This is a genomic window from Afipia dichlorophenoxyacetatis (assembly GCF_055386385.1).
On the sequence record NZ_AP029250.1, the window covers coordinates 3,415,066 to 3,437,756 of the forward strand.

Consider the following 22,691-nt stretch of genomic DNA (forward strand, 5'->3'; position numbering starts at 1 on the left):
TTAACCAGCGCTCCCGATGCACGGCTGCTCACGCAAATGGCGCTCGGTCGATGCGGGATATTTGAGCAGCATCGCTACAGGCCTGATCGGCCGCGCCACGAGGTTTCCCTTACAGTTCGGGCACGTGCCACCCAGCACGTTATTTGCGCAATCCGTGCAGAACGTGCACTCGAACGTGCAGATCATGGCCTCCTGACTCTCCGGCGGCAGATCTTTATCGCAGCATTCGCAATTCGGCCTGAGTTTCATCATAACGGATGGCCCTCCTCCACCTAAACGACGCCAAAGCGCTTATCGCGTTTACGCAGCCAATGAATGGCCGGGAGCGTCAACAATACCATGATCGCCTTCCCAACGATCTGCCCAGTCAAAAACTCCAGCGTTCCAAAGGCAAGCCATAGAAACAGCAGCGAGTCCGCGACCAGTCCGACAAAGCTGCTCGTTGCAACCGCGAGGACAAGGCCCCGCCGCTGTAGCGGTGTATAGACAGCGAAATCCGCCAATTCAGACACGAGGAATGCAACCGTCGAGGCCAGGACCAACGATGGTGGAGCTAACGCGGCGGAGAGCAGAGTTCCCGCGCCGATCGCAGCGAGCCCGTAACGCACACCGAGACGGCGTTGCACCAGATCACGCAATACCAATGCGAGCCCTGCCATCAAGACACCACTTGGTGCCATGATCCCGCCGGGCGCAACCGGAATGAGACACGGGCCGTTTGGCGGGCAAACCGTGCCAACGTGCAGGATGAGCCAATTGGCGATCGGAATGCAGGCGATATAGCCAGTCAGAAAAGCAAATCCCTCGGCCCGCAAACGTTGCGAGACCGTCATTGCGTTTGGCCGGCCTCTGTCGCGGCATAGGCCGCCCAGCCCTTCGCGCGCAGGCTGCAAGCCGGACACTGGCCACAGCCGTAACCCCAGGCGTGGCGCGCCCCGCGTTCGCCCAGATAGCAGGTGTGGGAATGCTCGATAATCAGGTCCACCAACCCTTTGCCGCCCAGCTCTTCCGCCAGCGCCCACGTTTCGGCCTTGTCGCGCCACATCAACGGCGTGTGCAGTTCGAATGGACGCGCCATACCGAGATTGAGCGCAACATTGAGAGCCTTGATCGTCTCATCGCGGCAATCGGGATAGCCGGAGAAATCCGTCTCACACATGCCGCCAACGACGTGTGTCATGCCACGCCGATAGGCCAGTGCTGCAGCGAACGTTAAAAACACGAGGTTTCGTCCGGGCACGAAGGTGTTGGGAAGTCCGCCCTCGCCCATTTCAATGGCCACGTCGCGGGTCAGCGCCGTGTCCGAAATCTCGCCAAGCGTTGGAATGTCCAGCGTGTGACTTGCGCCGAGCTTCGCAGCCCATTCGGGCCGCAATGCCGTCATTCCATTGATCAGCTTGTCGCGGCTCTCCAGCTCGACGACATGGCGCTGGCCATAGGAGAAGCCAACGGTCTCAACCCTCTCAAAGCGCGAGAGAGCCCAAGCCAGACATGTCGCGGAATCCTGGCCACCAGAGAAAAGAACCAATGCTGCGTTGGATATGCTGTCAGTCATGGCGGTGATCTAGCATTCGATGCCCCGGGCTTCCATAGCTGCCCTGGGGCAGGTCAAGGATGACCTCCATCGACACTGAGAGCGATTTGCTCGCGCGTGGTCGCGCAGATCGCGTGTAGTGTAAAAGACGTTGCACAATCAGTGCGTGTATGCCTAATTAAACTCGTGGGGTGAGGAATCAGCGTGGCAATCGCCGGCTGCTCGTTCTTTGCCATTGATCTGTAACTGGGCGCTTTCCAATTTCGAGACGGGGCATAATGGGGCCAAAAGTCGGGGCGCTGCCCCTTTTGCTTGTCGGATTTTTGCTGACGAGTTGCGCGAGTCCACGTGGCCTCGATGAACCGGCCCCCCAGCTTCCAGCATTGAAGCCAGGTTACGGCCGTGTCTACTTCACCCGGCCGGGCGATTTTGGTGGGTCGGCTATTCAGCCCGAGATTCGGATGAACAATGAAGTCGTCGGCCGATCTGTGCCCGGCGGGTTCTCTTATGTCGACCGCCCCCCGGGAAAATACGCCGTAACAACGGCAACCGAAGTCGAGAATGCGGTTACGTTCCAATTAGCAGCGGGCGAGACGAAGTACATCAAGACATCAGTGACACCCGGCATACTCGTCGGCCATATCACGCCGACGCTCGAATTCCCTGAGCAGGGCCAATCCGACATAAGCCACCTCAGGTACGTCGGCCACCAATTCTGATCTCTTGCGCGGGACATAATGTAAGCGTCATGCAAAACGCCGCAGAATATCCGCTGTGGCCCATTGCGTTAGCTGGCAGATGTCCGCTCTTGTACCGCTTGTGGGTGTTGAGGGCGCCTTGATCTTTCACGATTGCTCATATCACGTCGCATCCTTTTCCCAGTGTCGATATGCTGGCGAGCGCATGCGGATGTCCGTTCCTGGTCCGCCGGTCCAGTGAGCTTCCATCAATCTACATTTCCAGGAGTCGCTCGCGCACACGCTGCCGGTCAAGCGTCGGTGCGTGCAGGTCTTGCACGCCTCACCAGCCAGGCCGGAGCCTGGCTGCGCTGCATACCCTTCGGCTGAGTAGGCTTGCGTTTGGCCTAGCTCACGCGCTCGACAATCTTGTCGCCGAACAGGTCGACCATTTCGCGGAATCCTGGCCCCCGGAGAAAAGAACCAATGCTGCAATGGATGTGCCGTCAGTCATGGGGATGATCTAGCACTCGAAATCCGGTGCTGCCATAGCGCGAATAGCAGGCCTCACATTTGGGGCTGTCCGGCCTGCCCCTGATGGGCCATAAGGCTGGACGCGTTCAAGCCCACGGTGATCCATGACTTCTTCCCCGAATATCTCAAAGCTGTTGGACATCATGGCGGCCCTGCGTACGCCCGGCTCGGGCTGCCCCTGGGACCTGGAGCAGACGTTCGCGACCATTGCGCCCTTCACCATCGAGGAGGCCTATGAGGTCGCGGAGGCCATCGCACGCAACGATCTTGATGAACTCAAGGAAGAACTCGGGGATTTCCTGTTTCAGGTGGTCTTCCACGCCCGAATGGCCGAGGAACAGGGCGCGTTTGCCTTCGATGATGTGGTCGACGCGATCTGTACGAAACTGATCCGGCGCCATCCGCATGTCTTCGGCGACAAGGCCGGCAAGCTGACGCCGGCTGAAGTCAAGGTTGCCTGGGACCGTATCAAGGCCGAGGAAAAAGCCGAACGTATCGCGCGAAATCCGAAGGCAGCAGCCGAGCACTCCGGCCTGCTCTCAAGCGTCAAAGCAGGGCAACCCGCTTTGCTTCGCGCTCTTGAACTGCAGCGCAAAGCCTCCACCGTCGGATTCGACTGGAATGATCCGCGCGCAGTGCTCGCCAAAATCCGCGAAGAAGCGGACGAGATCGAAGCCGCGCTCGACAGCAAGGATCAAGCGCACATCGCCTCAGAAACCGGCGACCTGCTGTTTGCCGTGGTCAATCTGGCGCGGCACGCGAATGCAGATCCTGAACTCGCTCTCCGAAGTGCCAACACCAAGTTCGAGCGTCGCTTTGCCTATATCGAACGCGCGTTGGCTGCCCGTGGCCGCTCCTTGCAAGAAGCGTCCCTCGTCGAGATGGATGCCCTTTGGAATGAAGCCAAGCATCACGAAGCGAAGTAAGACGAGATAGCCAAAATCAAAAAGCGGCGGATTGCTCCGCCGCTTTTAACATCTCTTCAACCGGCAGGATCAGACGCCCGTCTGCGTGATGAACTTGGTGTTGAAATAACCTTCCATCGCCTCGGTGCCACCTTCCGAACCGTAGCCGGAATCCTTGATGCCACCGAACGGCACCTCGGGAAGAGCCAGACCAACGCTGTTGATCGCAACCATGCCGGCTTCAATGGCCGCGCCGATCGCGGTAGCGGTCTTCGTTGAGCTGGTGAACGCGTACGATGCAAGGCCGTATGGCAGACGATTGGCTTCTTCAGCAGCATCGTCGAACTTCGCGAATGGCGAAATCATCGCCATCGGTCCGAACGGCTCGTCGTTCATGGCGCGCGCACTCTTCGGCACATCAGTGATCACCGTCGGCTCGAAGAAGTAGCCCTTGTTGCCGATGCGCTTGCCGCCGGTCTGGAGCTTCGCGCCCTTGCCGACTGCGTCCTGCACCAATTCCTCGATGGCAGCGACACGACGCGGATTGGCCAACGATCCCATGCGAGACTCCGGATCGAGGCCGTTGCCAACCTTGATGCTCTTGGTGTTCTCGACGAACTTGGCGACAAACTTGTCGTAGACGCCTTCCTGCACCATGAAGCGGGTCGGCGACACGCAGACCTGGCCGCCGTTGCGATATTTCGCACCGGACAAAATCTTGGCCGCAGCGTCAACGTCGGCATCATTGAACACGATGACGGGCGCATGACCGCCAAGCTCCATGGTCGCACGCTTCATGTGCAGACCGGCCAATGCAGACAACTGCTTGCCGACGCTGGTGGAGCCCGTGAACGAGATCTTGCGGATCACGGGGTGTGGAATGAGATACTCGGAGATTTCCGAAGGCACTCCATAGACGAGGTTGATCACGCCCGCTGGAACGCCGGCATCGACGTAAGCACGGATCAGTGCCGCAGGCGCTGCCGGCGTTTCTTCCGGCGCCTTGACGATGATCGAGCATCCCGCCGCGAGGGCTGCCGAGAGCTTGCGCACGACCTGGTTGATCGGGAAGTTCCATGGCGTGAAAGCCGCCACAGGCCCAACCGGATCCTTGACGGCGAGCTGATAGACGCCTGGAGCGCGAGCTGGAATAAGGCGGCCATAGGCGCGCTTTCCTTCCTCGGCGAACCAATCGATGATGTCCGCGCCGGCCATGGTTTCCATCTTGGCCTCAGCAAGGGTCTTGCCCTGCTCCATTGTCATAATGGTCGCGATGCTATCGGCACGCTCGCGCAGGATTTCTGCCGCCTTGCGCATCACTTTGGCGCGCTCGAACGGCGCAACGGCACGCCAGACCTTGAAAGCCTTCTCGGCCGCAGCCAGCGCTTCATCGAGGTCGGCTTTGTCGGCGTGAGCAACCGTACCGATCTTTTCTTCAGTCGCAGGATTGAGCACAGGAATGGTCTTACCTGAGCTGCTTCCGCGCCATTTTCCGTCGATGTGAAGCTGTACGTCCTGATAGCTCATGCCGGTCTCCTCGGGTTACGCCATTTTTTTATTCATCGGATGAATAGCCTTCGCCGAAAAAGGGTCAAGCCCTTCCTGTCATGGGATGCACGTGTCAGCGGCGGGGCAGCATTGCTAGTTAGTCATTGCGGATCAAGCGTTGCGTCAAATTTTGTGATCGTAATATCGCGTTTTGTCTCGTCCACACGAACCGTCATATTGAAACGCCCGTCAAGAAGTTGCTTGTCCAAAACCTCGGTATTGCGGTGCAGCCAGCTGATGCCAGCGCCATCGGAGGCATCAATGGACAGGCTCAAAGTGACTTTTGTTTCAGCAAGCCGATCCTCGATCGCAGCCAGCAAAGCATCAATCCCGTCGCCCGTTTGCGCTGAGACGAGAAAGCAGGGCCGTTCCGGCGGCCGCCTGGCCGCTATATTCGCCAGGTTATCACGCTCTTCCGGGCTGAAACGATCGATTTTGTTCCAGACTTCCAGCACGCGCGAGCCGCTGTCAGAGTCGATATTCAGCTGCCGCAACACGGTGTCGACGTCACGCTCTTGAGCTTCCGCGTCCTCGTGTGAGATATCGCGCACATGAAGGATGACATCAGCCTCGATGACCTCTTCGAGGGTCGCCCGGAATGCCGCCACCAGCATGGTCGGCAGATCGGAGATGAATCCGACAGTATCCGACAACATGGCCTTCCCGCCGTGAGGCAGGGTCAACGCCCGCAATGTTGGGTCGAGCGTTGCGAACAGCATGTCGGCGGCCTGGACATCCGCCCGTGTCAGCCGATTGAACAGCGTCGATTTGCCGGCATTGGTATAGCCGACCAGCGCCACCACCCGGTATGGCACCCGCTGGCGCCCGGCCCTGTGCAACCTTCGGGTCGCCTGCACTTTTCGAAGTTCGTTTTCGATGCGCGTGATCCGGTCGCCGATCAGCCGGCGGTCAGCTTCGATCTGCGTCTCGCCGGGGCCGCCAAGGAAGCCGAAGCCGCCGCGCTGGCGTTCAAGGTGGGTCCACGAGCGGACCAGACGGCTGCGCTGGTAGTTCAGATGGGCCAGTTCAACCTGCAGCGATCCCTCGCGGGTTTTTGCCCGGCGGCCAAAGATTTCCAGAATGAGTCCGGTCCGGTCGAGAACCTTTGCATTCCACTCTTTTTCGAGATTGCGTTGCTGGATCGGCGACAGCGCACAATCCATGATAACGAGATCGACCTCGTGAGCCTTGATGAGGCCGATCATCTCCTCGACCTTGCCCTTGCCGATGTAGGTCGCCGGTCGAATTTCGCTTAAAGGAGCAATGACTGCTTCCGTCACCGTCAAATCAATGGCACGCGCCAAGCCGACGGCTTCTTCAAGCCGTGCATCGGGATCGCGTACACCATGGGCTAACGGTGGTGCGTCGGGATCTCCCCGGCGCACGCGCTTATACGGGCCGATGACCAGCACCCGCCCTGTCTTGTTGCCCCGCGCCGATCCAGGTCGATCGACGCCCCCGTCGAAATTCCGGGGTTCCAAATCAGTTCAATCTCAAGCTGACGCGTCCTCGCCGCCTTCGAACAGACTGATCGGAGCGCCAGGCATGATGGTCGAGATCGCATGCTTGTAAACCAGCTGCGAATGGCCATCGCGCCGAAGCAGAAGGCAGAAATTGTCAAACCAGGTGACAATTCCCTGCAGTTTGACTCCGTTGACCAGAAAGATCGTCAGTGGCGTTTTGGTTTTACGAACGTGATTAAGAAAGGTGTCTTGTAAGTTTTGTGCGCGGTCTGCCGCCATTTTTTTTTCCCGCAGTCTTGTTGCTTGTTTTTATTTGGGCCAGGCCTGCCCTCTTCGGGGCTTGGTCTGGTGCCTGCGTCCCTGAGATCCCCCTCCGGGTGCTGCATCGCAATTAAAGGGCAGCGCCGGGGGTTAGGCAAGGCCAGTTCGGCCGTTCCGGGGCATTCCGCACCCAAAAACTCAAGAAAATGATGAAAAACGGTGAAACTCTTCCCTTAACCGTCTGGAAACCGCCCCAGGCGTGCCGTCCCCGATATTCCGGCCGTCGATCCGGACCACGGGCATCACGATCTGGCTGGAGGCCGTCACGAAAGCCTCGGCAGCCTCATAAGCCTCCTCCGGTGTAAATGGGCGTTCCTCGAATTTGATCTGGAGGGCAGCCATAACGTCCGTGAGGACGGATCGGGTAATGCCGGCCAGGATCCCCTGCTCCGCCGAGCGCGTCACCACCCTGCCGTCCTTCGTGACGATCCATGCATTGCTGGAGGAGCCCTCGGTCACCAGCCCTTCCGCATCCACGAACCATGCCTCATAAGCCCCATTCTCGCGGGCCTGCTGCTTGGCCAGCACGTTGGGCAACAACGAGACGGACTTGATATCGACCCGGGGCCAGCGATTTTCGGGAACGGTGATCACACCGATACCGTGCGCGGCCGTTTCCTGGCTCTTGGTGAAGCTCAGGTTACGCGCAGTCACCACTACGGCGGGCTTGACGGGCTTGATCGGAAACGCATGGTCGCGCCGGGCAACACCGCGAGTGACCTGCAGATAGACGATGCCATAACCGACGCGGTTGCGCCGAATGACTTCATGGACAACGATCTGAAGCGCTGACATAGGCGTCGGCATCGCAATCCTTAATTCGCTTAAGGAGCGTTGCAGACGTTTCATATGTTTCGGGAAGTCGACGATCTGCCCATTACGGACCTCGCAGACTTCGTAAACACCATCGGCGAACTGATAACCGCGGTCTTCGATATTGACGCTGGCATCCCGCATGTCGCGGTATTGGCCGTTCACATAGGCAATGCGCGACATCCGATTAACCTACACCCAGAGCCTTGAGTTTGCGGTGCAGGGCCGACCGCTCCATGCCGACGAATTCGGCCGTACGTGAAATGTTGCCGGAGAAACGGCTGATCTGCGCGATGAGATAATCGCGTTCGAACACTTCGCGCGCCTCGCGCAACGGCAGCCCCATGATGTGCTCGCCGTTATTTCCGGTGGGCATCGCGGGAATCATCGAACCGACATCCTGCGGCAGCATATCGGCCGTGATCACCGCATCGGTGTCGCCACCGGCCAGGATCATCACGCGTTCAACGTTATTGCGCAGCTGGCGGATGTTACCCGGCCATACGTGTGACTGCAGGACGGCCATCGCATCTTCTCCGATGCGTCGTTTCGGCAATCCGGTCGCCGTGGAAATCTGCTCCATGAAATATTCGACGAGTTCGGGAATGTCCTCCCGCCGTTCCGATAACGGTGGCACCCGTATCGGGACGACCGACAGCCGATGATAGAGATCCTCGCGGAACCGGCCTTCCGCGATCTCCGCCTCGAGATTGCGCGCGGTCGATGAAATGATGCGGACGTCGACACTGACCTTGGTCGTACCGCCGACCCGCTGAAAGGTTTGATCCACCAGGACGCGCAAGATCCGGTTTTGGGTCTCGCGCGGCATGTCCGCGATTTCATCAATGAACAGCGTGCCACCGTGGGCTTCCTCGAGCGCGCCGGGTTTGCGGCCCGTCTCGCCATCGATGAGTTCAACGCCGAACAACTCGACTTCCATCCGTTCAGGCGTAATCGCGGCCGCGTTGATCACGACAAACGGTCCCTGTGCACGGCTCGACATGGCATGGAGCGTGCGTGCGGCAAGTTCTTTACCCCCGCCCGATGGCCCGACGATCATAATACGGCTGTTCGCTTTGGCGGCTCGATCAATCGTCTGGCGCAACTGGTTCATGCTCGGCGAGCGCCCGATCAATGTTCCTGACGACGGCGCGTGCTGCTTGAGCTCGCGGACTTCCCGCTTCAGCCGCGAATTTTCCAGTGCACGCGTGGCAACGAGGATCAACCGATCGGCCTTGAACGGCTTTTCGATAAAGTCGTAGGCGCCGCGTTTGATCGCCGCCACAGCGGTCTCGATGTTGCCGTGGCCTGAGATCATGACCACAGGAACGTCCGGATGTTCGCGCTTGATCTGCTCGAGCATTTGCAGACCGTCGAGGCGGCTGCCCTGAATCCAGATGTCGAGGAAGATCAGATTGGGGCGTCGGGCTGAGATTTCTGCAAAAGCAGTGTCGCTGTCCCGCGCGGTCCTGGACTTGAAACCTTCGTCATCGAGGATGCCCGCAACGAGCTCCCGGATGTCAGCTTCGTCGTCGACGATCAAAATATCGTTCGCCATGAATTATGTCCGTTCTGTCAAATGCCGGCTACGGCTTCTGTCTTCGTCGTTTCTGTTTCGCTTTCGGTTTCCGCACTCTTTGCGCGGCCCGATATGGAGAACCGCAAGCGCATCCAAGCGCCACGCGCTCCAGGGCGCAGCGCCGATGCGTCGCCGAGTTCGATGCGCCCACCGTGATCCTCGAGCACGCGGCCAACGATCGCGAGACCAAGACCGGTGCCCTTCTCGCGCGTCGTCACATATGGCTCAAGCAATCGCGCACGGTTTTCTTTGGGCAGACCAATCCCGTTATCCACAACATCAATGACAATGTCGTCATCTTCGCGTGCGGCGATGACATCAATTCGCCCGCGCTCGATTTCGCCCGGAGGAACAGCGCCGATTGCCTCGGTCGCGTTCTTGATAATGTTCGTCAGCCCCTGCGAAATCAGCCGCCGGTCGAATTTTGCATGCAGCGGATCCTGCTTGATGTCGACTTCGATATCGATGTCGGGATGGCCGACGCGCATGAGGAAAACGACTTGTCGCACCGTGTCCGCGACGTCCTCGCCTTCGATCACAGGCTTGGGCATGCGCGCGAACCGAGAGAATTCATCCACCATGCTTCGAATATCATCGACCTGACGGATGATCGTGTCCGTACACTGATCGAAAATGGCGCGGTCATCCGTAATGACCTTGCCGAATTTCCGGCGGATGCGCTCGGCTGACAACTGAATCGGCGTCAACGGATTCTTGATCTCGTGCGCGATACGACGCGCGACGTCCGCCCAGGCCGACGTGCGTTGCGCCGTCACCAGCTCGGTAATGTCGTCAAGCGTGATGATATAGCCCTCGTTCGACTGTCCAGTCTGTTCAGAGGTGACACGCACCGAGAGATTTCGTTCCGTATTGTCCCGGCTGATTTCGATCTGCCCCTGAACAAGGCGCTGCGCACTGCTGCGAGCAGTCTCCATCAACTTATTCAGTTCGGGCACCACCTCAGACAATGACTTACCAAGCGCCTCGGTCTCAGGACGGCCAATCAACTTCTCAGCAGAGCGATTGAGGACGGAGATGCGGTCTGCACCATCGACCCCGATGATCCCGGCGCTAGCGGAAGACAACACCGCCTCGATGAAACGACGACGGCTGTCGATGACATCACTCGCGCTGACGAGATCGTCGCGCTGCGTCCGCAATTCCTGCGTCATCTTGTTGAAGGTTTCGCCGAGCTGCGCCAGATCGCCTTCCGACCGAATAACCGGCACCTGAACATGAAGATCGCCGGTCGACACGAGGTCTGCAGCTTTCATCAGCCTGCGGATCGGCCCAACCAGCCAATTCGCGAAATTCAGGCCGATCAGCACCGCCGACATCAGCAGGGTCAGTGCAATGACAGTGAACATCTGCGCGAACGCCAGCTGGATCCCCAGCCTGTGCGTTTCACCCTCGGCATAATCTTTTACGCCGGCCTCGGTCTGTCTGAGCCGGGCAACCACATTGGGATCGAGAAGACGTGCAACGTAGAGGAAGGTATCCGTCGGCCCGTGCAAACGAAGAACGGCCGCCACGAAATTTTGCTCAATGATGACAGCAACATAAGGTTCATCTTCCTTGACCGTGCGGAGCAACTCCGCTTGCGGTTTGGAGAAGTCTCGCGGGCTCCCGGTGGTCGCAGCCACCAGCGTCTGCCCGTTCTTGTCGAGGATCATCGCGCCGGGCAAATTTCTGGAAACCGCGCTCTTCGTCAGGATTTGGCGAAACGACTCGCGATCAAGGTCGAACAACGCGCCCGCGCGCGAAATATCGCTGGCCACTCCAATGATGTCGCCACGGATGAGCTGCCCGTGTTCGACGACGTAAGCATTGGCGACAACCAGGGAATTCTCGATCACAGCGCGCGTCCGAACGGAAAACAGCCGGTCCAGACCGCGATCAAGCGTGATGTTGGCCGCAACTGACACCAGAACCGCGGGCAAGACTGCGATCACCGCAAAAAGACTCACCACCCGAACGTGGAGCCTTGCTGCCGCATGCCCCTGCCGCCTCGCCTGGATGATCTGCCAGACTTCCCGGACAGCGATCGCCAGCAGCAACACGATAGTGGCGCCGTTGAGGAGCAGAAACGTGATGACAACCTTCGAGGTGGGCACGAGCGGCGTCAGACCGGTCAGCACCACGAAGGTCAGGAATGTCGAAAAAAGAGCCAGACCAACGGCCAGCGGGACCAAAAATCTACGAAGCCGCCAGCCGCGCGCGTCGGCAAACGACGGGTCAAGGGATCGGGCCGACGTTTCTGCTGTTGTCATGCCAGGTTGAAGGTCAGACCAATTGTCACGGGATCGCGGCGCAACACCCCTGCGCCGACTGATGCATACATATCACAATGTTGCTCGATTGCGACATTTCCTTGGCGCGCTCCACATTGGAACGCACCTTCAAGCGCCTCTAAGGCCCACTAAGATGTCTGGGCGGAGCGCCGGAACTAACCTCCGCTGCGGTAAACCTGAATGTCGAGATCCCGGATCTTCTTACGCAAAGTATTGCGGTTTAGGCCCAGCATGTCCGCCGCCCGGATCTGATTGCCGCGATTGGCCGCCAGAGCCGCCGTTAACAGCGGGACCTCGATCTCCTTAAGGATCCGATGATAGAGGCCCGGGGGCGGCATCCCATTGGGAAATCCGGCAAAGTGCGAGGCAAGATACATCTCGACCGCACCTCCGAGGTTTTCGATGGCCTGGGGCATCGCCCCGCCTGAAACGGCGGTAGGGGTCGCAAGCTCGCCCTCGATCACAGATCCGGTAATGACATCTTGTGGATAGAGCGCGGCAAGACGCCGGGCCAGATTTTCCAGCTCGCGCACGTTGCCCGGCCACCGGTGCTGCTTCAGGCGCTCCAAAGCCTGTGCATCGAGTTTCTTCGGCGGAAGACCATCCTTCTCGGCGAGGGCGAAGAAATGACGGATCAGATCGGGCAAATCCTCGATGCGTTCACGTAAAGGGGGAAGACGCAGCGGCACGACGTTGAGGCGGAAGAACAGATCCTCTCGGAACAGCCCCTGTTGGATCAGTATCCGCAGATCCTTATTGCTGGCGGCGACGATCCGGACGTCCGTCTTGATCGGTGTCCGACCGCCAACAGTCGTGTACTCACCCTGCTGGAGCACACGCAGCAACCGGGTCTGCGCTTCCATGGGCATATCGCCAATTTCATCGAGAAACAGCGTGCCGCCCTCGGCCTGCTCGAACCGGCCCGTCGCCCGCGCATTGGCGCCGGTAAAGGCCCCGCGCTCATGCCCGAACAATTCCGATTCGATCAGATCGCGCGGAATAGCCGCCATATTGACCGCGACGAATGGGCCGGTCCGGCGCTTGCCGTAGTCGTGCAACGCCCTCGCCACCAGCTCCTTGCCCGTACCAGACTCGCCGGAAATCATCACGGTCAGGTCCGTCTGCATCAGGCGCGCGAGAACGCGATAGATTTCCTGCATGGCAGGCGAGCGGCCAACCAACGGGATGGAATCAAATTCACCATCGTCCTTGGCGGCAGCCGGACGCTCCTTGGGCTCTGAAAGCGCGCGGCCAACAATCGCGATCAATTCCTTGAGGTCGAAGGGTTTTGGCAAATACTCGTAAGCCCCCCGCTCCGACGCCCGGATCGCAGTCATGAACGTATTCTGCGCGCTCATGACAATGACCGGAAGGTTCGGGCGCATCTTCTTGATGCGCGGAAGCAGATCAAAGGCATTCTCGTCAGGCATCACCACATCGGTGATCACGAGATCCCCCTCGCCCTGACTGACCCAACGCCAGAGCGTGGCCGCGTTGCCTGTCAGGCGCACCTCATAACCGGCGCGTGACAACGCCTGATTAAGGACCGTGCGAATGGCGGTGTCGTCGTCTGCGACTAATATGCTACCTGCGGGCATCTTCTAGTCCTCATCATCCGGTAGTGAGGCGAGTGATGGCGTTCCCGGGCGCTCATCACTCTGGTTTGGATTCTTCGTGGCACTGAACATCGGCAGCAACACACGGAAGATGGTTTTCCGGGGCTGCGATTCGCATTCGATAATCCCGCCGTGATCGCCGACGATCTTGGCAACAAGCGCAAGCCCGAGGCCGCTGCCGGTCGGCTTGGTCGTCACGAAGGGATCGAAAAGATTGGCGAGCATGTCTTCGGGCACGCCGGGCCCGTTGTCTTTGACGCAAAATTCGAGAGGCAGTGAAACGCGGGTCTTCTTCCCCGGAACGGACAGGCGCACGCCCGGCCTGAAGGCAGTGGTCAGCTGAATTTCGCCTTCGGTGCCCATATCAACAAGGGCTTCAGCGGCATTCTTCACCAGATTGAGGAAGACCTGAATGAGCTGGTCCTGGTTAGCAAGCACCGGCGGCAGCGAGGGATCATACTCTTCGATAAATTTGATGTTCCGCGCGAACCCGGACTGAGCCAGCCGCTTCACATGATCAAACACCGAGTGAATGTTCACCGGTCCGCGTGCCACAGGGCGCTCGTCGCCGAAGACTTCCATCCGATCAACCAAGGTCACAATGCGATCGGCCTCATCGCAGATCAGCCGTGTCAACGTCCGATCTTCGGGTGAAGCGGACTGCTCGAGCAGCTGTGCTGCGCCGCGAATTCCGGAAAGCGGATTTTTGATCTCGTGAGCCAGCATCGCGGCCAACGCGATCACCGAGCGCGCGGCGCTGCGATGGGTCAGTTGGCGGTCCATTTTATCCGCGATAGTGCGCTCCTGCAGCATCACCACGATATGACCCGGCTTCTCCGAGAGCGGCGCAACGTGAAGATCGACCTGACGATCTCCCCCAATGCGTGGCGTCCCCAAATCCACCTTGTATTCGTTGACGGCCGAGCCCGTGTGCCGAACCTGATCGATCAGCGCCAATAGCGGACTGCCGAATGGGACAAGATCGCGCAGCATTTGACGCTGCATGTGCTGGATCGAGGTCTCGAAGAACGATTCAGCTGCAATATTTGCGTCAAGAATCTTGCCGTCCGGCCCGATCATCATCACGGGATTGGGCAACGCATTCAAAATCGCTTCGCCGGTCGACGGCATCAACATCCGCTTTTCAGCAACATTGCTCATGCAGCCTTGCTCCAGGCAAATTCACCGAAGGCATCCTGCAGGGATCGCCGTACTTCGGCAGGATCCGTTGCAGTTAGAATAACTTGCCGCCAACGCTTGAGCGTTTCGGTTGACGCCGAAGCCCCTTGAGCGGCGACGTCCAGCGCCCATCCGAGATGCTTACGCGCGTGACGAAGCCCGATACGGGGACCGTAATGATTCAAGACATCATCGTAGAGCTTGGACACGTAAGTGAGCTGATCATCGAGAGCAGGAGCAGCTTCAGAAGCGCCGCCATCAAGCCGCCGCGCGATCTGTCCCGGCAACCAAGGCTGTCCTTGCGCTCCCCGGCCGATCATCACAGCGTCCGCGCCGGACTCCGCAAGGGCGAGAGAGGCTTCTTCGGAGGAAGTAATGTCGCCATTGACGACAAGAGGAATGCTCACCGCATCCTTGACCGGCCGTACCGCACGCCAGTCAGCACGGCCCTTGTAAAACTGGCAACGCGTCCGGCCGTGGACCGTGATCATCTGCACGCCGGCGGACTCGGCTAGTCGCGCGAGATCCGGTGCATTGAGGGATTTCTCGTCCCATCCAAGACGCATCTTCAGCGTCACGGGCACGCGAACGGCCGACACCGTGGCCTCAATCAATCGCAGGGCGTGATCGAGGTCACGCATCAATGCCGAGCCGGACTGGCCGCCTGTCACATGCCGGGCGGGACAGCCCATGTTGATATCGATGATGTTCGCGCCCGCCGCCTCAGCGATCCGCGCCCCCTCGGTCATCCAATGGGTCTCGCAGCCGGCCAACTGGACGACATGCGGACCGATGCCGGTCGCCTCACAGCGCAAAACGGACATGGGACGGCCCTGGGCGAGATCATCGCTGGCCGTCATTTCCGACACCACCAAACCGGCGCCCAATTCTGCGGCGAGACGGCGAAACGGGGCATCGGTGATGCCGGACATCGGCGCTAGCAGCACGCGGTTGCCGACCTGGATGTCGCCAATGGTCAATGGGGTCTGACGTGCTTCAACAGAACCAATCACCGCGTTCTCATTTCTTGATGGTCGCCGCTTCGTTGCAGAAACCACATAGCTCAATTATTGAGCATAGAGGGTAATTGCCTACAGATTAGCCAAATTTCCTCTGCGCGCAAGTGCGACGCAGCAAAATCTGCGGATTTCTTCACACCCCCACGGAAACGTGCTGTTTTTCCATTCAATATGGTAAGTGCAGCGCCCATGGCTGCACACGCTGGTCAGCCGCCCCCTCTCTGACGGTTGCCTATTCCATCATGTCAACAAAACGGACTGCCGCTATCATCGTCGCCGCCGGACGCGGTCTGCGCGCCGGAACAGGCGGCCCCAAACAGTATCGCTCCATAGGCGGAAAAACCGTCCTTTCGAGGGCGATGGAGCCTTTTTGCACGCATCCAGATGTCTTCGCGGTCCAACCGGTTCGTAACCCGGATGATGCGGAGATATTCGATCAGGCCGTTTGCCATCTGAAGTATCAGACGCCCGTCAATGGCGGCGCGACCCGTCAGGCATCAGTCCGTGCGGGCCTTGAAGCGCTTGCTGAGCACGCCCCGGACATCGTGCTCATCCACGACGCCGCCCGTGCCTTCGTAACGGATCAGGTCATTTCGCGTGCCATCGATGCGGCTTTGATCACCGGCGCGGCGATTCCAGTCGTCCCGGTGACCGACACCGTGAAATTAGTCGATGCGTCAGGCGCGATCGAAGCGACCCCTGACCGCGCACGCCTGCGAATCGCGCAGACACCACAAGCTTTCCGTTTCGATGTCATTCTCGAAGCCCATCGCCGGGCAGCACGCGAAGGCCGCGATGATTTCACCGATGACGCTGCAATTGCTGAATGGGCGGGATTGACCGTTACAACGTTTGAAGGTGATGCTGCCAACATGAAACTGACGACTCCTGAAGACTTCGCACGCGAGGAAGCGCGCCTTGGCGCCATGCTCGGCGACATCCGCATGGGCACTGGCTATGACGTCCACGCTTTCGGCGACGGCGATCATCTGATGTTGTGCGGCGTTCGCGTCCCTTTCACCCGCGGATTTCTGGCGCATTCCGATGGGGACGTCGGCCTGCATGCGATCGTCGATGCTATCCTCGGCGCATTGGCCGACGGCGACATCGGCTCCCACTTCCCGCCGAGCGATCCGAAATGGAAGGGCGCTGCTTCCGACCAGTTTCTGAAATATGCCGTTGATCTCGTCGCCCAGCGTGGCGGCCGTATCGCAAATCTCGAAGTGACGATGATCTGCGAAGCGCCGAAGATCGGCCCGCTACGTGAGGTTATGCGCGCTCGCATCGCTGAGATCACCGGCCTGCCCCAATCCCGCGTCGCGGTAAAAGCAACGACCAGCGAACGGCTTGGATTTACTGGCCGCCAGGAAGGAATAGCCGCGACCGCAGCCGCGACGATCCGGCTGCCTTGGGATACGACCGGCGGGAGCAACTAAGCATGAGCGGCAGCGCCACCCGTGCCCTCTCCCGCTCGTTGCTGGATTTATGCCGGATGCGCAAGCTGACGATTGCGACGGCGGAATCCTGCACCGGAGGTTTGGTCGCGGGTGCGCTCACCGAAATTCCAGGCTCGTCGGATGTCGTCGACCGCGGCTTCATCACGTATTCCAACGAAGCCAAGCATGCGATGCTCGGCGTGGAGACCTCGACCCTCGAGACGTTTGGAGCGGTCAGCAAGGAAACTGCGGTCGCCATGGCTTTCGGCGCCCTGGAAAATGCAGACGTTGACCTCGCCGTTTCAATCACGGGAATTGCCGGCCCAGGTGGCGCCACGCCGGGCAAACCCGTCGGCCTCGTGCACATTGCCGTGGCTGCCCGCGACGGGCGCATCAACCATAAGGAATGCCGTTTTGGAGCAGTCGGACGCAGCAACGTCCGTCAGCAGTCGGTTGTCGAAGCGCTGAAGATGCTGATGGAGATGGCGCGCGGGCCACAGCCGCCGCTCAAGCGCCCGCGCGCGGCCGCCCATAGACTGCGTCCGCGCGTTTCTCGAACGCCGCGGCGAACCGCTGGAAAGCGGCGTCGAACATCGCGCCCATCAGCACCGCGAGCATCCGACTCTTGAATTCGTAGGAAATGAAGAAGCCGACATCGCAGGCATCTTCCGACTTCGCTTCAAACGTCCAGCGATTTTCAAGTTTGCTGAAAGGTCCTCGTAGATACTCAACGAGGATCTTCAGATTGGGACGGTCGAGCGTCACCCGACTGGTGAACGCCTCACGGACAAGCTGAAACGACACGGTCATGTCCGCAACAATCACCTCAGTGCCGTCGGGCCCCGGTGTTCGTTGGCGAACTTTCAGCGCCTGGCACATCGGCACGAATTCGGGATAGCGTTCAACATCGGCCACGAGGTCGAACATTTTATCCGCGCTGTGGCGAACCCGGCGCTTGTTGGAGAACTGAGGCATCGTCGAGTACTAACGGCCAGCTGCGGCTCGCGCAGCCTGGAGTTTCGCGAAATCCTCGCCTGCGTGGTGCGAGGATCGCGTCAGCGGACTCGCTGAAACCATCAGGAAGCCTTTGGTGTAGGCGACTTTCTCGTAGCCGTTGAATTCATCAGGCGGGACATAGCGCATCACGGCGTGATGCTTCAGGCTCGGCTGCAGATACTGACCGATGGTGAGGAAATCGACATCCGCAGAGCGCAGATCATCCATCACCTGCAGAACTTCATGACGTTCCTCACCGAGGCCAACCATGATGCCGGACTTGGTGAAGATGGTCGGGTCCATTTCCTTGACCCGCTGCAGCAGCCGAATCGAGTGGAAATAGCGCGCACCCGGCCGCACCGTAAGATAGCGCGACGGCACAGTTTCAAGATTATGATTGAAGACGTCGGGTTTGGCGGCCACCACCTGTTCCAGCGCGCCGTCCTTGCGCAGGAAATCCGGCGTCAGGATTTCGATGGTCGTTGTCGGGCAGCTCGCGCGAATGGCGCGAATGGTTTTTGCAAAATGATCGGCACCGCCATCCGCAAGATCGTCCCGGTCAACTGACGTGATGACGACATGCGCGAGGCCGAGCTTGGAGACCGCAAGCGCCACATGCTCAGGCTCAGCCGCATCAAGGGCGCCTGGCATTCCCGTCTTGACGTTGCAGAACGCGCAAGCCCGGGTGCAGGTGTCACCCATGATCATGAAAGTGGCGTGCTTCTTATCCCAGCACTCGCCGATGTTCGGACAGCCCGCTTCTTCGCAGACCGTGACCAGTCCGTTCTCTTTGACGATGTTGCGCGTATTGGCATAGCCGCGCGTATTCGGCGCACGCACGCGGATCCAGTCCGGCTTGGCCGGCGACTTCGCATCGGGCCGATTGACTTTTTCCGGGTGGCGCGGCCGCACCTGATTGGGTGAAACCGTATCAATAAGAACGACCATGAAGGCCCCGTAAATCCGATGCTTTTACCTAAGCCTGCCGATCCCGTGGTGCAAGCCGTGCACGCCATGTTAGTCTGGAAGACCTATCATATCCTGAAGCCGGGTTGCATGGCTCCCACCGCCTATTCTTTGCCCACACAACCTCTGCCCACATATGGCTGACAAACCGCACCCCGCCCCGCTTGGACGCCAATTGACGCGCGAGTTCTTCGGACGCAGCATCCATAAGGTTGCCCCCGATTTGATCGGCGCGACATTGCTGGTCAACGGCGTCGGCGGCGTGATCGTAGAGGTCGAGGCCTATCACCACACCGAGCCAGCAGCCCACTCGTTCAACGGACCGACACCGCGCAACATGATCATGTTCGGGCCGCCGGGGTTTCTCTACGTCTATCGTTCCTACGGCATCCACTGGTGCATGAATTTCGTCTGCGAAGAAGAAGGCTCGGCCAGCGCGGTTTTGATTCGCGCCCTGGAACCCACTCACGGGCTGGCTGCCATGCGGCGGCGGCGCGACGTGGATGATGTGCGCGCGTTATGCTCAGGCCCGGGCAAGCTGTGCGAAGCCATGGCAGTGAGCGACAAGCACAACGGGCGGGCGCTGGATGCTCCACCGATCGCAATTTACGGACGAACGGGAAAGCAAGATGTCGTCAGGGGCGTTCGGATCGGAATCACCAAGGCCGCCGACTTACCGTGGCGATATGGATTGAAGGGCTCGCGATTTCTCAGCAAGCCCTTCCCCGGCTACTGAGCACTCTTGAGCCGCTCGAGCGCTTCAAGGATCTTTGTCTTCCGCGCCTCAGCCTCTTCACGCTTCTCGCGCTGCTCGTCGATCACCTCTTCCGGCGCGCGCGCGACAAAGTCCGCGTTGCCGAGCTTGGCGTCGACGCGCTTGATATCCGCCTCTGCCTTGGCCAGCTCCTTATCGAGCCGTGTCTTCTCCGCGGCCAAATCGACGACACCTTTCAGCGGAATGGCGGCAACCTCACCGCGCACAAGCAGCTGAACCGATCCATCCGGCGCACGATCCGCGGGGGCGATCTCAGACACACGCCCAAGGCGCTTGATCACGTCGCTCCAGCGCTCAGCACGCGACTTGATGTCGTCCGACGCACCAACAAGGATGAGTGGCGACAACGTTGCCGGCGGAATATTCATTTCGGCACGGACTGAACGAATGGCCGTGACGAGATCGATCAGCCAACCAATTTCAGCTTCCGCAGCAGGATCGCTGAACGGCTCGATAATAACCGGATCGGGGAACACGAGCGGCACAGCAAGCGGATCGCCCGGCAGCGCACCGACCGAGACTGGCATCTGGGACAGATCGACAGCTTTGCGGATCGGCCAATCGGTGAGCACCAGCAATTCATCCCGCTTCGCGGTCACAGCCCACAACTCTTCCGTGATGAACGGCATGAACGGGTGAAGCAGCTTCAGGATTTCATCGCGCGCCCAGGCAACACTCGCCTGGGTTTCCGATTTCGCCGGGCTGTCCGGCCCAGTGAGAACCGGCTTTGCAAGTTCGAGATACCAGTCGCAGTAGATGTTCCAGACAAAGCGATAAATCGTTCCGGCTGCGTCGTTGAACCTATAGGCCTCAAGCGCCTCGGAGACCTCTTGCGTAGCGCTCGCCGTCTCATGGGCGATCCAGCGGTTGAGAGTTTCCTTCGTCTTGGACGGATCGAAGCCCTCGACCAACGCACAACCGTTCATCTCTGCGAAACGCGAAGCATTCCAGAGCTTGGTTGCGAAATTGCGGTAACCTTCAACGCGTTGCGTCGAAAGCTTGATATCGCGCCCCTGCGCGGCCATGGCCGCGAGTGTAAAGCGCAGCGCGTCGGCACCGTAGTCGTCGATCAGATGCAGCGGATCGATGACGTTACCCTTGGACTTCGACATCTTGGCGCCCTTCTCGTCTCGAACGAGCGCGTGGATGTAGATCGTCGGGAATGGGACATCCTTCATGAAATGAAGGCCCATCATCATCATGCGGGCAACCCAGAAGAAGATGATGTCGAACCCGGTGACAAGCACATTGGTTGGATAATAACGCTCGACGTCCTTGGTCTCGTCAGGCCAGCCAAGCGTGGAGAACGGCCACAGAGCCGAGGAAAACCACGTGTCGAGAACGTCTTCGTCGCGGGTGATGAAGCCTTCGCGTTTGGCCGGATCGGTGGCCATCTCGCGAGCCTGTTCGTCCGTGATGACTTCCTGCTCGACATAGTAGCCGAGCGCCTTGCCGACGGCTTCGTCTTCCGTTTCGGCAACGAACACCTTGCCGTCCGGGCCATACCAGGCCGGGATCTGGTGCCCCCACCAGAGCTGGCGTGAGATACACCACGGCTGAATGTTCTCCATCCACTCGAAGTAGGTCTTTTCCCAATTCTTCGGCACAAACGATGTGTCGCCATTGCGGACAGCCGCGATCGCGGGCTCCGCGAGGGTCTTGGCGTCAACGTACCACTGGTCCGTCAGATAAGGCTCGATGACGACGCCCGAACGATCGCCGTGCGGCACCATGTGCGTGTTCGGTTCGATCTTGTCGAGGAAGCCAAGTTCTTCCAGCTTCGCGACGATGCGCTTGCGCGCCGCGAACCTCTCGACGCCGTCAAACTCCTCGGCGAACATCAAGGCGCCTTCAGGCAATCCCCGCAGATAGTCCTCATTGCCTGACAGGGTCAGCCGCGCTTCCTGATCGAGCACGCTGATTGAAGGCAGATTGTGCCTGCGGCCAACCTCGAAGTCGTTGAAGTCATGCGCCGGTGTGATCTTCACCGCGCCCGATCCCTTTTCCGGATCGGAGTACTCGTCGGCGACGATGGGGATCAGCCGCCCAACGAGCGGCAGCACGACATTCTTGCCGACGAGGTGCTTGTAGCGCTCATCCTCCGGATTAACCGCCACAGCGGTGTCGCCCAGCATGGTCTCCGGGCGGGTCGTCGCTACAACGATATAAGTTGAAGGATCTTCAGCGTTGTAAGCTGCACCTTCGATCGGATAGCGCAGGTGCCACAGGCTGCCTTTGACCTCGATCTGCTGGACCTCCAGGTCCGAGATCGCCGTCAACAGCTTGGGGTCCCAGTTGACCAGTCGCTTGTCCTTGTAGATCAGCCCCTGGCTGTAAAGCTCGACGAACACCTTGGCGACGGCGCGCGAAAGGCCCTCATCCATGGTGAAGCGTTCACGTGACCAGTCACAAGACGCACCTAAGCGCTTTAACTGATTGACAATTACGCCACCAGACTCAGCCTTCCACTTCCACACCCGCTCAAGGAATTTGGCGCGGCCCATGTCACGGCGACCGGGCTCCTGCCGCTCCATCAATTGCCGTTCGACGACCATCTGCGTCGCGATGCCCGCATGGTCGGTCCCCGGCTGCCACAGCACGTCCCGGCCCCGCATGCGCTCGAAACGGCACAGGATGTCCTGCAGCGTATTATTGAGCGCGTGTCCCATATGCAGCGAACCGGTCACGTTCGGCGGCGGGATCACGATCGTGAACGGTTCGGCGTCGAGCCGTTCCGGCCGCCCGGCCTTAAATGCTCCGGCGTCATCCCACGCACGGGCGATACGGTTCTCGATGTCGGCTGGTTGGTACGTTTTTTCGATCATCACGCTGCAATCAATGGGAAAAGGCACGCGCTAGTGTGCCGATTCCGAAGTTCGCAGAGGCTTGCGGCTCACTCTGATGCGAACTTCGGAATCAAAGGCACACTAGCAAGCTTATGATTCTAGTGCCGCTTTTGGATTTGAAGTTCTTCGTTGAGCTTGCGGCCGCACCCGAAGAACTTCAAATCCGCGGCACTAGAGAAACCCCAGCGCGCGC

The 22,691-nt window shown here is 59.5% G+C and carries 19 protein-coding genes and 1 pseudogene; 5 read left to right on the top strand and 15 right to left on the bottom strand.

From position 1 onward, the window contains the following. The 3 genes from ACZ5C3_RS16105 to queC are packed head-to-tail and all read right to left on the bottom strand — an operon-like array spanning position 1 to position 1,555. The gene (locus ACZ5C3_RS16105) at positions 1 to 252 is read right to left on the bottom strand and encodes a DUF1272 domain-containing protein (RefSeq protein WP_464031229.1); all 252 of its coding nucleotides are present in this window, start codon (positions 250 to 252) and stop codon (positions 1 to 3) included. A 20-nt stretch (positions 253 to 272) separates the two neighbouring features. Continuing rightward, positions 273 to 833: a VUT family protein gene (locus tag ACZ5C3_RS16110; RefSeq protein WP_464031231.1), complete on the bottom strand. Its 561-nt coding sequence runs from the start codon at positions 831 to 833 to the stop codon at positions 273 to 275. Next, complete coding sequence (queC, locus tag ACZ5C3_RS16115) at positions 830 to 1,555, bottom strand: 7-cyano-7-deazaguanine synthase QueC (RefSeq protein ID WP_464031232.1); 726 nt, start codon at positions 1,553 to 1,555, stop codon at positions 830 to 832. Before queC ends, ACZ5C3_RS16110 begins: the two co-directional genes overlap by 4 nt. A gap of 257 nt (positions 1,556 to 1,812) precedes the next feature. Between queC and ACZ5C3_RS16120 the strand changes: the two genes are divergently transcribed. Together ACZ5C3_RS16120 and mazG are read left to right on the top strand one after the other, a co-directional pair. Continuing rightward, positions 1,813 to 2,253 carry a DUF2846 domain-containing protein gene (locus ACZ5C3_RS16120; protein WP_464031233.1) on the top strand — a complete coding sequence of 147 codons (441 nt, stop codon included), beginning with the start codon at positions 1,813 to 1,815 and terminating at the stop codon, positions 2,251 to 2,253. Positions 2,254 to 2,849: 596 nt separating this feature from the next. Beyond that, complete coding sequence (mazG, locus tag ACZ5C3_RS16125) at positions 2,850 to 3,671, top strand: nucleoside triphosphate pyrophosphohydrolase (protein ID WP_464031235.1); 822 nt, start codon at positions 2,850 to 2,852, stop codon at positions 3,669 to 3,671. A gap of 69 nt (positions 3,672 to 3,740) precedes the next feature. Here mazG and ACZ5C3_RS16130 read toward each other — a convergent pair whose 3' ends face one another. The 9 genes from ACZ5C3_RS16130 to dusB all read right to left on the bottom strand — a co-directional run bounded on the left by ACZ5C3_RS16130 (position 3,741) and on the right by dusB (position 15,473). After that, positions 3,741 to 5,177, bottom strand: a complete 1,437-nt coding sequence (locus ACZ5C3_RS16130) for an NAD-dependent succinate-semialdehyde dehydrogenase (protein WP_464031237.1) — start codon at positions 5,175 to 5,177, stop codon at positions 3,741 to 3,743. Between the two features lie 122 nt (positions 5,178 to 5,299). Continuing rightward, the gene (hflX, locus tag ACZ5C3_RS16135; RefSeq protein WP_464031239.1) at positions 5,300 to 6,679 is read right to left on the bottom strand and encodes a GTPase HflX; all 1,380 of its coding nucleotides are present in this window, start codon (positions 6,677 to 6,679) and stop codon (positions 5,300 to 5,302) included. A gap of 12 nt (positions 6,680 to 6,691) precedes the next feature. Further along, complete coding sequence (gene hfq / locus ACZ5C3_RS16140; protein WP_464031241.1) at positions 6,692 to 6,940, bottom strand: RNA chaperone Hfq; 249 nt, start codon at positions 6,938 to 6,940, stop codon at positions 6,692 to 6,694. Positions 6,941 to 7,120: 180 nt separating this feature from the next. Continuing rightward, positions 7,121 to 7,978: a D-amino-acid transaminase gene (locus ACZ5C3_RS16145; protein WP_464031243.1), complete on the bottom strand. Its 858-nt coding sequence runs from the start codon at positions 7,976 to 7,978 to the stop codon at positions 7,121 to 7,123. Positions 7,979 to 7,982: 4 nt separating this feature from the next. Continuing rightward, entirely contained in the window at positions 7,983 to 9,353 is a 1,371-nt protein-coding gene (ntrX, locus tag ACZ5C3_RS16150; RefSeq protein ID WP_464031244.1) for a nitrogen assimilation response regulator NtrX, read from the bottom strand. Between the two features lie 17 nt (positions 9,354 to 9,370). Next, positions 9,371 to 11,644, bottom strand: coding sequence for a sensor histidine kinase NtrY-like (locus tag ACZ5C3_RS16155; protein ID WP_464031246.1), 2,274 nt, complete (start codon positions 11,642 to 11,644; stop codon positions 9,371 to 9,373). Positions 11,645 to 11,820: 176 nt separating this feature from the next. Further along, positions 11,821 to 13,263 (bottom strand): nitrogen regulation protein NR(I), encoded by a 1,443-nt coding sequence (gene ntrC / locus ACZ5C3_RS16160; protein ID WP_464031248.1) that lies wholly within the window; start codon positions 13,261 to 13,263, stop codon positions 11,821 to 11,823. A gap of 3 nt (positions 13,264 to 13,266) precedes the next feature. Then, positions 13,267 to 14,442 (bottom strand): two-component system sensor histidine kinase NtrB, encoded by a 1,176-nt coding sequence (locus ACZ5C3_RS16165; protein WP_464031249.1) that lies wholly within the window; start codon positions 14,440 to 14,442, stop codon positions 13,267 to 13,269. Further along, positions 14,439 to 15,473 (bottom strand): tRNA dihydrouridine synthase DusB, encoded by a 1,035-nt coding sequence (gene dusB / locus ACZ5C3_RS16170; RefSeq protein ID WP_464031251.1) that lies wholly within the window; start codon positions 15,471 to 15,473, stop codon positions 14,439 to 14,441. The genes ACZ5C3_RS16165 and dusB overlap by 4 nt, the downstream gene beginning before the upstream one ends. A 245-nt stretch (positions 15,474 to 15,718) precedes the next feature. Here dusB and ACZ5C3_RS16175 point away from each other — a divergent pair, with 245 nt between their 5' ends. Together ACZ5C3_RS16175 and ACZ5C3_RS16180 are read left to right on the top strand one after the other, a co-directional pair. Next, positions 15,719 to 16,915, top strand: a complete 1,197-nt coding sequence (locus ACZ5C3_RS16175; protein WP_464038354.1) for a bifunctional 2-C-methyl-D-erythritol 4-phosphate cytidylyltransferase/2-C-methyl-D-erythritol 2,4-cyclodiphosphate synthase — start codon at positions 15,719 to 15,721, stop codon at positions 16,913 to 16,915. 2 nt (positions 16,916 to 16,917) lie between these two features. Beyond that, a pseudogene (locus ACZ5C3_RS16180) lies at positions 16,918 to 17,388 on the top strand (CinA family protein); the annotation flags it as partial. A gap of 34 nt (positions 17,389 to 17,422) precedes the next feature. Here ACZ5C3_RS16180 and ACZ5C3_RS16185 read toward each other — a convergent pair. Together ACZ5C3_RS16185 and lipA are read right to left on the bottom strand one after the other, a co-directional pair. Further along, positions 17,423 to 17,890: a type II toxin-antitoxin system RatA family toxin gene (locus ACZ5C3_RS16185; RefSeq protein WP_464031253.1), complete on the bottom strand. Its 468-nt coding sequence runs from the start codon at positions 17,888 to 17,890 to the stop codon at positions 17,423 to 17,425. 9 nt (positions 17,891 to 17,899) lie between these two features. Next, the gene (gene lipA / locus ACZ5C3_RS16190) at positions 17,900 to 18,859 is read right to left on the bottom strand and encodes a lipoyl synthase (protein ID WP_464044154.1); all 960 of its coding nucleotides are present in this window, start codon (positions 18,857 to 18,859) and stop codon (positions 17,900 to 17,902) included. Positions 18,860 to 19,013: 154 nt separating this feature from the next. On the opposite strand from lipA, the gene ACZ5C3_RS16195 reads away from it, so the two are divergent. Further along, complete coding sequence (locus tag ACZ5C3_RS16195; protein WP_464031255.1) at positions 19,014 to 19,613, top strand: DNA-3-methyladenine glycosylase; 600 nt, start codon at positions 19,014 to 19,016, stop codon at positions 19,611 to 19,613. Here ACZ5C3_RS16195 and ACZ5C3_RS16200 read toward each other — a convergent pair. Beyond that, positions 19,607 to 22,477: a valine--tRNA ligase gene (locus ACZ5C3_RS16200; protein WP_464031256.1), complete on the bottom strand. Its 2,871-nt coding sequence runs from the start codon at positions 22,475 to 22,477 to the stop codon at positions 19,607 to 19,609. The two genes, ACZ5C3_RS16195 and ACZ5C3_RS16200, sit on opposite strands and share 7 nt — an antisense overlap. Positions 22,478 to 22,691: the final 214 nt, after the last annotated feature.

Excerpts from the sequence above, each read along its gene's own strand:
- ACZ5C3_RS16105 (WP_464031229.1), bottom strand. The coding sequence starts at position 252 with ATGATGAAACTCAGGCCGAATTGCGAATGCTGCGATAAAGATCTGCCG.
- ACZ5C3_RS16110 (WP_464031231.1), bottom strand. The coding sequence starts at position 833 with ATGACGGTCTCGCAACGTTTGCGGGCCGAGGGATTTGCTTTTCTGACT.
- queC (WP_464031232.1), bottom strand. The coding sequence starts at position 1,555 with ATGACTGACAGCATATCCAACGCAGCATTGGTTCTTTTCTCTGGTGGC.
- ACZ5C3_RS16120 (WP_464031233.1), top strand. The coding sequence starts at position 1,813 with ATGGGGCCAAAAGTCGGGGCGCTGCCCCTTTTGCTTGTCGGATTTTTG.
- mazG (WP_464031235.1), top strand. The coding sequence starts at position 2,850 with ATGACTTCTTCCCCGAATATCTCAAAGCTGTTGGACATCATGGCGGCC.
- ACZ5C3_RS16130 (WP_464031237.1), bottom strand. The coding sequence starts at position 5,177 with ATGAGCTATCAGGACGTACAGCTTCACATCGACGGAAAATGGCGCGGA.
- hfq (WP_464031241.1), bottom strand. The coding sequence starts at position 6,940 with ATGGCGGCAGACCGCGCACAAAACTTACAAGACACCTTTCTTAATCAC.
- ACZ5C3_RS16145 (WP_464031243.1), bottom strand. The coding sequence starts at position 7,978 with ATGTCGCGCATTGCCTATGTGAACGGCCAATACCGCGACATGCGGGAT.
- ntrX (WP_464031244.1), bottom strand. The coding sequence starts at position 9,353 with ATGGCGAACGATATTTTGATCGTCGACGACGAAGCTGACATCCGGGAG.
- ACZ5C3_RS16155 (WP_464031246.1), bottom strand. The coding sequence starts at position 11,644 with ATGACAACAGCAGAAACGTCGGCCCGATCCCTTGACCCGTCGTTTGCC.
- ntrC (WP_464031248.1), bottom strand. The coding sequence starts at position 13,263 with ATGCCCGCAGGTAGCATATTAGTCGCAGACGACGACACCGCCATTCGC.
- ACZ5C3_RS16165 (WP_464031249.1), bottom strand. The coding sequence starts at position 14,442 with ATGAGCAATGTTGCTGAAAAGCGGATGTTGATGCCGTCGACCGGCGAA.
- ACZ5C3_RS16185 (WP_464031253.1), bottom strand. The coding sequence starts at position 17,890 with ATGCCTCAGTTCTCCAACAAGCGCCGGGTTCGCCACAGCGCGGATAAA.
- lipA (WP_464044154.1), bottom strand. The coding sequence starts at position 18,859 with ATGGTCGTTCTTATTGATACGGTTTCACCCAATCAGGTGCGGCCGCGC.
- ACZ5C3_RS16195 (WP_464031255.1), top strand. The coding sequence starts at position 19,014 with ATGGCTGACAAACCGCACCCCGCCCCGCTTGGACGCCAATTGACGCGC.
- ACZ5C3_RS16200 (WP_464031256.1), bottom strand. The coding sequence starts at position 22,477 with ATGATCGAAAAAACGTACCAACCAGCCGACATCGAGAACCGTATCGCC.